Source organism: Alteromonas profundi, assembly GCF_010500865.1.
Lineage (GTDB): Bacteria > Pseudomonadota > Gammaproteobacteria > Enterobacterales > Alteromonadaceae > Alteromonas > Alteromonas profundi.
Genome location: NZ_JAAAWN010000021.1, coordinates 67,651 through 79,075, shown reverse-complemented (window position 1 = coordinate 79,075; position 11,425 = coordinate 67,651). Strand labels below are relative to the sequence as shown.

Annotated in this window: 7 protein-coding genes and 2 rRNA genes; 3 read left to right on the top strand and 6 right to left on the bottom strand. The window is 44.0% G+C overall.

Features of this window, described 5'->3' with window-relative positions; translation table 11 throughout:
* Positions 1-107 (top strand): 23S ribosomal RNA (locus GTH32_RS14475); the annotation flags it as partial.
* 224 nt (positions 108-331) lie between these two features.
* A 5S ribosomal RNA gene (gene rrf, locus GTH32_RS14470) occupies positions 332-447 on the top strand.
* 406 nt (positions 448-853) lie between these two features.
* Here rrf and GTH32_RS14465 read toward each other — a convergent pair.
* The 3 genes from GTH32_RS14465 to GTH32_RS14455 all read right to left on the bottom strand — a co-directional run bounded on the left by GTH32_RS14465 (position 854) and on the right by GTH32_RS14455 (position 5,132).
* A complete protein-coding gene (locus tag GTH32_RS14465) occupies positions 854-1,705 on the bottom strand; it encodes a leishmanolysin-related zinc metalloendopeptidase (RefSeq protein WP_163087076.1) in 852 nt (283 codons plus the stop codon).
* A gap of 202 nt (positions 1,706-1,907) precedes the next feature.
* Positions 1,908-2,534, bottom strand: a complete 627-nt coding sequence (locus GTH32_RS14460; RefSeq protein ID WP_163087074.1) for an EF-hand domain-containing protein — start codon at positions 2,532-2,534, stop codon at positions 1,908-1,910.
* 243 nt (positions 2,535-2,777) lie between these two features.
* Complete coding sequence (locus GTH32_RS14455; protein WP_163087072.1) at positions 2,778-5,132, bottom strand: DNA polymerase II; 2,355 nt, start codon at positions 5,130-5,132, stop codon at positions 2,778-2,780.
* 176 nt (positions 5,133-5,308) lie between these two features.
* Here GTH32_RS14455 and GTH32_RS14450 point away from each other — a divergent pair, with 176 nt between their 5' ends.
* Positions 5,309-6,322 (top strand): MBL fold metallo-hydrolase, encoded by a 1,014-nt coding sequence (locus GTH32_RS14450; protein ID WP_163087070.1) that lies wholly within the window; start codon positions 5,309-5,311, stop codon positions 6,320-6,322.
* Positions 6,323-6,457: 135 nt separating this feature from the next.
* Here the strand turns inward: GTH32_RS14450 and GTH32_RS14445 are convergent, their stop codons facing one another.
* From GTH32_RS14445 to GTH32_RS14435, 3 genes are all read right to left on the bottom strand, one after another.
* Positions 6,458-7,618 carry a pyridoxal phosphate-dependent aminotransferase gene (locus GTH32_RS14445; RefSeq protein WP_163087068.1) on the bottom strand — a complete coding sequence of 387 codons (1,161 nt, stop codon included), beginning with the start codon at positions 7,616-7,618 and terminating at the stop codon, positions 6,458-6,460.
* A gap of 32 nt (positions 7,619-7,650) precedes the next feature.
* Positions 7,651-8,472, bottom strand: a complete 822-nt coding sequence (locus GTH32_RS14440) for a sulfite exporter TauE/SafE family protein (RefSeq protein ID WP_163087066.1) — start codon at positions 8,470-8,472, stop codon at positions 7,651-7,653.
* Between the two features lie 112 nt (positions 8,473-8,584).
* Positions 8,585-11,257: a TonB-dependent receptor plug domain-containing protein gene (locus GTH32_RS14435; protein ID WP_163087064.1), complete on the bottom strand. Its 2,673-nt coding sequence runs from the start codon at positions 11,255-11,257 to the stop codon at positions 8,585-8,587.
* Positions 11,258-11,425: the final 168 nt, after the last annotated feature.

The window sequence follows — 11,425 nt, the reverse complement described above, 5'->3', positions numbered from 1 at the left end:
TTAAAGTCCGGAAGGGTTGTTATAGACGATGACGTTGATAGGCAGGGTGTGGAAGCGTTGTAAGGCGTTAAGCTAACCTGTACTAATTGCCCGAGAGGCTTAACCATACAACGCCTAAAAGGCTTCGATGAGAAGTTGGCGTTGTAAGCAAAGACAAGCTAAAAGCAAGACAGAGTAAAAAGTAAGTTACTCACTGATTGAATTAATATTATCTTTCTAAAATTGTTAGTTATTAAGCAATGATGATTAAACGTACTCTTGAGAGTACTGTTGGTCCTCCTTGCGCAGAAGTCATGATAAAAAGCATCATGATTCTGCACTAAAAGTTTTTCTTGGCAGCCATAGCGATACGGTACCACCTGATCCCATTCCGAACTCAGAAGTGAAACGTATTAGCGCCGATGGTAGTGTGGGGTTTCCCCATGTGAGAGTAGGACACTGCCAAGTCCCATTCCGAAAAAGCCCCTGTCTGATGACAGGGGCTTTTTTATTGCGCGTCCGAAATATATAAATACGCTGTAGTATAGAACTAAGTGTACTGTGGGTCCTCCTTGCGCGCCCATATTGGAAAAGCAGCATGATAAAAAGCAATCATGATTTTGCACGATATTCCGAACTCAGAAGTAAAACGTATTAGCGCCGCCCGATAATCGGCGTAGGGATAGTGTGAGGTTTCCGGTGACCAACGCAGGTCCCTGTGGCTTCAATCTCATGCGAGAGTAGGTGGGACCAGCCAAGTCTCTTTCCAAAAAAGCCCTTGTCTTACGGCAGGGGCTTTTATGCATATATTAGATATGAGAGGTACGCTGGGGTATGAACTGAGCGTAAAGCCCATCGTCTTTGCGCATAATAACTATAAGACGTTATATGAAAGTACGTTTATTTTCACGTCGCGCTTGAAACGGCGACCTATAATTATGAACAAGGCTAAACCAAATAACGCAAAAGTAGAAGGGGAGGATACGATACCCAATATCCTACCGTCTGATAAGCGAACGATATAGCCTAAATCGGCGAATGACGCTAGAGTTATGTCACTTATATAGGCATTTGAGTGTAAATAACCAGTGAGCAACTCAGGTTCTGCTAAAAATATGTTACCTAAAAACCCCTCGTCCCAGTGAGCATTGGCAGTACCACTACCGCCATCTAGCTCCACGGGAATGTGGGTGGCACTAGGGTTAAAAATTTCCTGATAAATCGCTAACGCATAGGCTCCAGTGTACTGACCACTACCATTTATATAAACGTTTTGAAATTGCGGGGTTCCGCCATTATTAAATGTAGGATTCCACAAGGTTCCAAAACCAATAACATGCGCCATTTCATGTAAAATCACATCAAAAAGGGTGCCGTCTAATTTTAATCTAGCGACATCATCAATGTCAAAACGCATAACCCCTTTTGACGAGTACAAGAACTGCCCAATAACTGAATCAAACGTTTGCTCTGATGTATAGGCAGAGCCTAGTACACCGTTAGCTCCGTCGATAAACGGCGTAGACGCATCTATCTTTAAGTCAATACCAAAATATTCCTGGGTTCCTATTATCTTCGATTCCCAGAAATTTACCGCATCGTTAAACAGTGAAAGTGTATCGGCGTCTATACTGCCATCGGACTGGACAGTAATAGAATAGGCCCCTGCATTGGTGTACTGACTTGATAACATTAAGATGATTAATAGCCATAAGGGTTTACGCATTACTAACTTTCCGCTCTTAAATAAAATAGCTATGCACGTTTCAAGCCTTGTTTATATCTGTTTCAAATCAGAGGCTTACACCAGTGAGAAAAGTTGGTTGTAAAATACTTCGACAAAAATGTTATTTATGTTTACACCAAAGTATAAAAAGGGGCCTTGCGGCCCCTTATGTGTTTCTGCTGATTTGGCGAAACGATTTCACTTATTCAATATCAGCATCAATAACAAACTCGTTATATTCTAGACGCGTTATTAAGTTGTCGTCATCCATGTCCATTTCATCAAAATCTGCGTCAACATCTACTTTATCTACTTCAGATTTAGTAAGTTCACCGTCATTATCTTTATCTATCATTTCGAACGCCACGAACGAGTCGTCATCCCTCTTCTCTCGTCTATTCTCTTGGTCGTGCTGTGGATCATAATTTCCTGACACCTTACCGTTCATGGTTCTATCACCATGCGTCTTAGAGGAATCGGCTGTTAGCATAGCGTCGCTAGTTAATGTAGTGTTGCCGTCTCTAACAAGAACAGCGTCAGTAGTGCCTTCTGCTCTTACAGACATAACCACATCATCACTAAACTTACGCGGGTGCTCGTTTACAAAGGCGACGTATTCCGATTTTGTAATACGGTCATCGTCGTTTTCATCCATCTTCATCAATACTTTTGACGCGTCAGACTCTTTTGCTTCTTGCAAACTCACTACGCCGTTACCGTCACTATCTAAGGCCGAAAAGCTCGATTGAATCTTTGCTTCATCATCACCCGCCATTGCAGGCATTGACATGGCACTTGCGATCAATACAGAAAGTGTTAGCTTTTTCATAATAAACTCCTTCTTGTTACGTTCGTTTGTTCCAAATGAACAAACTCATGCTTCACAGTTATTGATTCACGCACCGTACCAATTTTTAAAATACGCGTAATAACAGGGGATTATGAAATTATAGGGAGTTACTGGTATCCAAGCGATAAGCCAAAATAGTGTCAATTTGTTATACTTTTTGAAATATCTTCAGGGTATTTCTTCGAAAAATAGCCACATTTTGGGCACTTTTCTAACGCAGGGTTAACCGAATAAAGACATCTGTTCGGTAATAATACTTGAAAATGTTAACCCTACTAACGGCAATATACTATCTGCAATAGGCATGATCTGCTTTTCTATATAGTGTTCATAATTTAAAGGCGCATTAGCATATTCGGGTGTTTGCGGCCCTTGTGTCGTAATTATGTAAGGAACGCTCATATTTGCGTGAAAGCGAGTAGGGCGCCCCCGTTTTTGATTCTCTAACTCGGCGTGTTTCGCTGCCTTTACATGGGGCGGAAGCGACTTAATATAATGAGAAATAGGTTTTCTTAAGCGTTTTGAGTACACGAGCTTGTGATCTACTGCTCCTTGTTTTACATCCTTTATCACACTCTTTATAAATGTCTCAACCGGCTCACCTTCGAAAATCCTTCGGTATAGGTTATATTGAAACTCTTTTGCTAGTTCGGTCCAGTCGGAACGTACGTTTTCCAGCCCCTTAAATACCAGCTTAGTTTCGGTGTCCGTCACTTTTAATCCCGCGTAGCGTTTTTTACTCCCCTGTTCAGACCCTCTAATTGTAGGCATAAAGAATTTGCTAAAATAGGTTTCAAACTCTATTTCCAAATAGCAGGGAATACCAAATTCTTGCGCTAATTTTTGCTGCCATTTTTTGTTTATTTGTTGACTTAGAATCTTGCCCGTTTGTGCGGGAGTGCCAAACTGATGATTATCGGCAATATGCACGAAGGTGGAGTCTGTATCTCCATAGATAACGTTATAGCCGAGTTCCTCAATCCATCTAGCTGTAGTTTGCATTATTTCATGCCCACGTAGGGTAATTGAGCTTGCTAAACGCGGATCATAAAAGGGGCAACCCCCGCTACCTAGAACACCGTAAAATGAGTTCATCAATATTTTTATGGCTTGCGACCGTGGAGCATCTTGCTGCCTTTTGGCCTGATCTCGCTGCTTCCATAAACTATCAATAATATCAGGCAAAAAATGTTCGGTTTTACTGAACATTGCGCCCTTAAATCCAGGGATAGCATTTTCCGGTGTCTTTTTCCCTTCGGCTAACCCCATAGGATCTATCTTAAACGTACGTATTATTGATGGGTAAAGGCTCTTATAGTCCAACACAATTACATCGTCATACAAGCCAGGCTGAGAGTTCATTACGTATCCCCCCGGACTGGCCAACCCTCCATTATCAGGACGTACGCCGCTTATATACTTTCTGCGGTGAAGCTTAGGTAAATAAACGTTCAAAAATGCAGCCACAGAGCCACCAGGTCGCCCGATGTCTAAGCCAGTTAGGGTGCCCCTTAGAATCAGAAAGTCTATATATTTAGATTGCTCGGCTATCCTATTTACAAGGATACAGTCAGTGTGGTTATACGTGGCCAGAGCGATAGGATCGTTGATATAAAGATGTTTAATCGCTGCGAGCTTATCGTCAGACTGAATTAACTTTCGCTCACCAACCAATTGTTCCGCCACATTATCTAACGCAAACGAGTCGAAGTGGTATGTCATTGTCTTCAACGCTTCGATACCGTCAACTATCACACGCCCAGCGAGTTCAGTAATGGTTTGTCCTTCCCACTCCCGTACCAGCAGTTCCCGTTTATTTCTTCCTATTGTAAGTTTAATATTGGCCATTCGCGCCCGTCGCGCTAATACAGCCATATCAAACTGTTTTACGTTCCAGCCCATAATAATATCTGGGTCAATTCTATTGATTCGGTCAATAAAGTACGTGAGTAACGTTTTTTCTGTATCTGCCCATGTAATGGCGAATGAAGGAGTTTGCAAGGCAAGATTTTCGCGATGGGTGGGATGTTTTACTATTAAAACTTCATTATGTATGTGTGAGGCAATAGCGATACTGTAAAGGTTTTGGTTTTCGTCGCACTCAATATCAATACTTACTGATGTTAACGATGGGGTGTAGTGGGAGGGCCGTATTTTTGCGTTACCAATAAAGGGGCTCTTTTTATCTGGTGCGACAAATTCCACTGCGCCATAAATAAAGCGTTCCATTAGGTAGCGATCGGCTAGGCGTATGTCAGCTTCATAGAGAATAATGGCATTCTCTTTAGCCAAATGACGCAGCTTTATCATATGTTTATCGCTTGCAGTCTTTACTGTAGATACGGCTTCGTTGTTGAGGGTGTGAAAACCGTCATCCGTGCACGTTATAGGAAGTTCGTGTGCGGTTGCCAGTGCGCAAAGTGAGTTACGTTGCGAAGAGGCTACAAAGCACGTGTGATTTTGTATATCGCTATGTAAACATACTGGGCCGGTATCGGTTGAAACCCACAACTCTACGAGGTTTTTACCCTGTCGGGTGAGGGTGCCCTTACTTAAAATGTAACCTTTTCTTATCACGTGAAACTAATATTAATCTTAGGATTTGGGGCAACACTGCCGGTATATTTGCTCATCTAAAAATGCTCATAAAGGGCCATATTAGTGCGCGCTATAGATGATCATTAGGCATATGCGTTGGTTTTTATCATCGTGGCGTTATAGAACTAAGTATACCAGCGTTAAAGTGAAGATGTATGGAATACCCCGAACTTAGTATACCGAGTCCTGGAAAGTGGACAGAAATAACCGATGGTCTATTGTGGCTTAGAATGCCGCTTCCATTTGATTTAGACCATATTAACCTCTACCTCATCGAAGATAATGATGGCTGGGTAGTGATAGATACTGGGTTGGCATCCAGCACGACAAAAGATCTGTGGACTGCAATATTTTCAGCACTCGATAAACCCATTTGTGGCGTAATTGTCACTCATTTACACCCTGATCATGTTGGGCTGGCGGGGTGGATAGCTGAGGAATTTAAAGTACCTCTGTATATGAGTCAATTAGAGTACTTTACCGCACGAGCCTTAAGTGAGAAAGCACCGGGACGGTCTAATTGGAGAGACGAAGAGTACTTTAAACGCGCTGGTCTGGCGACTGAGCAAATTGACGTATTGTTATCAGGAAATAAAGGCTTCGGTAGTGTAGTAAGTCCCTTGCCACTAAGCTATACCCGGCTAAAACAGAACGATGTATTAAGCTTTAAGGGGCGCGAATGGCGGGTGATGATAGGAAAGGGACACTCTCCAGAGCATGTTTGCCTGCATTGTCAGGAACTCGGGGTGCTGTTGGCGGGGGATCATATCCTTCCTATGATTACGCCTAATATCGGGGTTTATACCACTGAGCCTGAAGGAAACACATTGCAAGATTACTTGGCCACGTTAGTTCCTTTTACCGAATTGCCCTCAGATACCCTTATCCTGCCTGCCCACAAGCAGCCCTTTATTGGGGTACAAGCGCGCGTAGATGAACTTATCTCTCACCATCATCGCCATTTAGCTGCGCTCAATGAGGCTTGTGAGCAGCCTCGCTCTCTCGTGTCTTTACTGCCTATTATGTTTAAGCGTGAATTAAACGGGCGTAATATTATGTTTGCCGTAGCTGAATGTTTATCGCATTTAAATTACTTACGCTTTAGCAACAAACTAATTCGCACACTATCTGACTCCGGCGTTTATCTTTATCAATCGCGACATCGATAAATAGTACAATATAGTAGGGGGAAATAAGGTATGAAGAGGCAATGACGCCTTTCGCGGAGCGAAGACTTAGTTTAGAAAACTGGTGTAACAGACGAAAAAATAAGCGCGCCTACATGAAGAAAGCGCGCATAATCGTTAAATGCTTTGTTGCTTGTACATAGCCTCTAATGCTGCCGGCATAGCATCAATATAGCGTTGCACGTCAGGTATCTTACCCATACTTACCCGTGACCAATTGGTATAGGTGCGATAGGTTCCTCGAATCAATACGTCTTTTTTAGCCATCTCGGCTTGAAAGATATCTGCATCACCTTTGCCCAAGTCCACAAAGATGAAGTTAGTACTAGAAGGAAGGGCACTTAAGCCGTTCGCTTTAATAGCATCCATCACCATACTTTTTGCTTGCATGATTTTCTCTTTCGAAAAAGTGATGAAGGCATCGTCATTATAACTGGCAATTGCCGCCGCTAAACCCGCTTGGTTTAGCGTGTAAGCCGCCATACCATAGTTATTTATCCACTGAGTATTTTCTTCTGAGGCAATCATATAGCCAACGCGTAAACCCGCTAAGCCATATATTTTTGAAAAAGTTCGCGCCACAATGACATTATGGCCAGCTTTAACCAATGGGATCATAGAGTGCTTAGGGGGCTCATCAATAATTTCGTTATAAGCTTCATCCACTAAAACCAGTGTCTTTTTCGATGCTTTGATACAAAAATCACGCAGTTTGGCTGGGTCTAGTACTTTTCCTGTGGGGTTATTGGGGTTGCAGATATGTACCATACCAATAGAGTCATCAATGGCTGCGTACATAGCATCAAGATCAATATCCAGTGCAGCAGTATTAGGTATGCGAACAATCTCAGGGGCCCCTTGTTTTTGTGGCGCTTTAGATGTGGTATCCCAAAATAAGTCGGGGCCTAAGATACGCCCTTTATCACTTGCTGCTAACGCTGCATAAGATAAGATTGGGCTTGAACCTGCACTCATCGAAATATTTTTACGCGATATGCCGTGGCGTTCGGCAATCATATCAAGGAGTGTCATGGCGGCGGGGTAAGCATAGTAAGCGCCACCTTGTGCTGATGCTTCTGCTATCGCTTTTAGCGCTGCGGGGCTAGGGCCAAAAGGATTTTCATTAGCATTTAATTTCGCTATGCTAGGCTTAGGACCATAGACAGTTTTAGGTGACGCTGCTTGCGTAGCGCCTGTCGCTAATAGGCCTGTTGCACCTAAGGCAGTTGCTGCCGCAGAGGCACCTAAAAATAAACGTCTAGAACGGTTGTGTGTCATTTTATATTCCTTCTAAGCTGTCTAATTATCGTTTACAGCACTTTGTAAAACATGACGCTTGAAACGATAACTAAGTAGATGCCAAACAAGCGCTTAAGCTTCTTCTCACTGAAGCTATGTGCCATTTTTGCGCCTATAGGGGCGGTAAAGATTGAGCCAATACTTATGGCGATGAGAGCCGGGATATTGATATATCCCAGGGTACCCACAGGTAGTGAAGCAGTAGCTGAGTGGGTCATAAATAAAAAGCCGATAGCGCCGGGGAGCCCTATTAAAAAGCCCACGCCGGCGGCGGTGGCAACAGCTTGTTGGATAGACCGTTGACACATCACCATAGTAATTACCGTAGGTGTGCCGCCCCCAATACCAAGTAACGCGGAAAAACCACCGAGCACAAAGGCTAATACGGCTTTACCGATACCTGTAGGCATGGAAAATACAAGGCCAGGGCGAACAACGAGTTCAGGGAATAAAAAGTAAACAGAGTATAAAAGTACACCTGCAGCGAACACGATGGTCAAGCCATTTGCACTGGTGTTGTTGGCGATAAGAACGCCACCCACAACGCCAAGTACAAGCCATATGCTCCACGATTTTAGTATTTCAAAGTCCACAGCACCTTTCGCGCGGTGAGCCATAACCGAGCGTGCGCTCGAGACAACAATAGATGCTAACGAAGTGCCAATTGCCACTTTCACTAACTCTTCTGAGGGGGGGGTGAAAAAAGGGAAAACAGCGAGTAAGGCGGGAACAACAACAAACCCTCCGCCATTACCGAACAGACCAGCTGTAATGCCAGCAATAGCACCGGTAATACAAAGGGTTATCACAAACCACAATAGTTCTATTTCCATTGAACGTTTGCTCCCATGAATACAACAAAAAACATGAATACACCTTTAGTTTTGACTTAATATAAGTATGGAAAAAGCAAACGCCGGATTAACCGGCGCTTGTGTGATGCGTTTAGAAACGCGCCGCTAAGCGGGTGTAATAATAGCCACCCTGCCAGTCGACTACAGAAGCAGAGTCGTAGATTTGCCCACAACATGCATCGCCGTTAACGGTTGGGTTGGGATAATTGTCAAACAGGTTTCTCACACCTACAGATAAGGTTAGGTTCTCATTGATCATGTAAGAGCCTTCAATATCAAACATAAATTCCGAGTCGTAGGTTTGAATTGTTTCAACATTAATTTCAGTACCATCATCGCTACCTACATTTTCATACTCACCGTAGTAGCTCAGTCTTGCCACCGCAGACCACACATCATAACTATGTGTAACCGAGAACACGCCGCGCATTTCTGGTGTGCCGTGTTCAAAATCGTATATATCTTCGGGGTCTAAATATTCACTAGGATCTGAGTCAAACGAGGTGTCGTTGTAGTTGAGTGACCCTGTAATCATAGTCGAACCGTAGCTGCTTTCCATTTTATAGGTGGCTACCGCATCGATACCTTCGGTCACAGTGTCAAACGCATTTTGGAAGAAGAACACACCACCGATAGATTCAGCACCTGATACACCAGCGGATGATAATGCCAAGTAATTCTGATAGGCATCATATCCATCGGCATCTGGATCTGTAACCACTGAAGTAGAAACCGTGCGAGTAGATACCGAATAAAGCCTGTCTTCCAATTTTATATTGTAGTAATCAAGCGTTAAGGTTAAATCGCCGTAGTTGGCGGTTAAACCAAGGGTAAAGTTAGTCGATTTTTCAGGAGAAAGCTCTTCGGCACCCAGTGCCTGTGCAACCTCTCCGCCCGCAGGGAACAAGCCTGTGGCTACTGGCTGTCCGTCAGGTAGGCGAGTAGAAACGTTGGTCGTTCCCTGCTGGCCTGGGGTAGGAGCTCTAAAGCCTGTGCCGAATGATGAACGTATACCTATCTCATCATTAAGTTGATAGAAACCGGCCACTTTATAGACAACTTCAGAGCCAAAGTCAGAGTAGTCTTCGTAACGCAGTGCAGCTTGTGCAAAGAGTGAATCGGTGATGTCTCCGGAAATATCAGTATACACGGCGTATGAATCACGCTCGTAGGTGCCTGAGTAGTCTGGAGAGTAGCCTGGGAACCCGTTAGACCCAACACCTACAATAGTGTATACCGCATCTTTACCTGCAAATCCGTCGTCTTCAATGCCATCACCATCGGAATCACTCGTTGTGTAGTTTGCACAGTTTAGTGATGAGCCGCTGGCGATAACCGCCGCACCAGCCGCTGTGGTGGTATAATCATCGTTACAGAAACTCCATGGATCAGCTTGCGCATAATCTCCCGCAAAGTAAGAACTAACTTCGCCTTCTGAAATATCATAAGATTCGTCAAGATAGCTCACACCAAAGGCAAATACATATTGGTCTAAATCGTAGGTGAAATCTGCTTGGAATTGCGTTTCTTCGTTAGTTAGGTCGCCCGGCTTAAACGAAGTCGGTGATTCATTACCCATTGATGGGTTAACGGTATTAGACAGGGTGTAGGAAATATCGTTGTAGCCATAGCGGCCACTGATATCGTAGCCTAAATCGCCAGACATACCTTTAACGCCACCTACGAAGGAATAATCAGTCACATCACCAAAAAAGCGCGGCGTGAAACCACCTGGAAAGATCTCTAAAGGGTTCCATATTGAACCATCTTCTAAACGAATATCTTCGATGGTGCCGTTACCTGGATAGCGGTAATAGAAAGAGCCATCACCTTCGCTTTCTGAATAGTTACCAAAGGCGTAAAGTTCGGCGTCGTTTGAAAGGGTGTAGCCTGCGTTGAAGAAAATACGGGTGCCGCTAGTATTAGGTTGTCCCCAAGGCTGAACTTGATCAGAGCCATGAACACTGTTGGCCATATCTGTCGCAGCGGCTATGTATTCGTCTGATTGCTCATCCACACAGAACCAATCTTCACAGTATTGTTCGCCTCGATAGGTGGCTTCGCTATCAGAATATTCAGCAGAGATACTTAAAAAACCATCATCGCCCAGTGCAAAGCCTTTGTTACCCGTAATGGTAATTTGATCGCCATCACCTTCAAAGTAAGAGCCGTAATCGGCAGTAAAAGAGCCGCCTTCGGTATTATCTTTTAATTGAAAGTTAATAACCCCCGCAATGGCATCAGAACCATATTGAGCGGCAGCGCCATCACGTAATACTTCTACATTAGCAATAGCCGCAGTAGGGATTGTCGCAATATCAGGCCCTTGGGTACCTGAACCACCAATAGAGACCAGCGCGGCTCTATGACGACGTTTTGAATTAACTAACACCAACGTTTTATCGGTCGGCATACCACGTAGCGTAGCTGGACGAATAAAAGTACCGCCGTCTGAAATAGGCTGACGGCCCACAGAATATGAAGGTACTAATGTCATTAGCACGTTGTTCATGTCGGTAAATGCAACGGCTTCGATGTCTTCAGCGCTGAGAACGTCAACGGGGACGGGGGAGCTTGTTACTGAGCGGGGCGCACCACGGGCGCCAACTACAGCAATTTTTTCTATGCTCGCTGGTTCATTAGTTTGAACTTCCGTTTCTTCAGTTTCCTGTGCGTTTACTAATGGGGTTGCGAGGGTTAGCGTGGCTAACGAAATTCCCGAAACCGCCAGTGTTAATGCATGCTGAATTTTAGTTTTTCTCATATGTGTTCCCAAAACGTGCTTTGTTTAAGTCATTTTCTGTTACAGACCGAACTACTTCGAACTGCTCACATTTGGCACGCACAGGCACCACCTCGATGCATTTTCATCTTATTATTCTTATTGTCGGTGAAACCTGTGTTCGAGACTCACGTTAAAAACTCTGACGCT

Coding starts and splice junctions, on each gene's coding strand:
- GTH32_RS14465 (WP_163087076.1), bottom strand. CDS start 1,705: ATGCGTAAACCCTTATGGCTATTAATCATCTTAATGTTATCAAGTCAG.
- GTH32_RS14460 (WP_163087074.1), bottom strand. CDS start 2,534: ATGAAAAAGCTAACACTTTCTGTATTGATCGCAAGTGCCATGTCAATG.
- GTH32_RS14450 (WP_163087070.1), top strand. CDS start 5,309: ATGGAATACCCCGAACTTAGTATACCGAGTCCTGGAAAGTGGACAGAA.
- GTH32_RS14445 (WP_163087068.1), bottom strand. CDS start 7,618: ATGACACACAACCGTTCTAGACGTTTATTTTTAGGTGCCTCTGCGGCA.
- GTH32_RS14440 (WP_163087066.1), bottom strand. CDS start 8,472: ATGGAAATAGAACTATTGTGGTTTGTGATAACCCTTTGTATTACCGGT.
- GTH32_RS14435 (WP_163087064.1), bottom strand. CDS start 11,257: ATGAGAAAAACTAAAATTCAGCATGCATTAACACTGGCGGTTTCGGGA.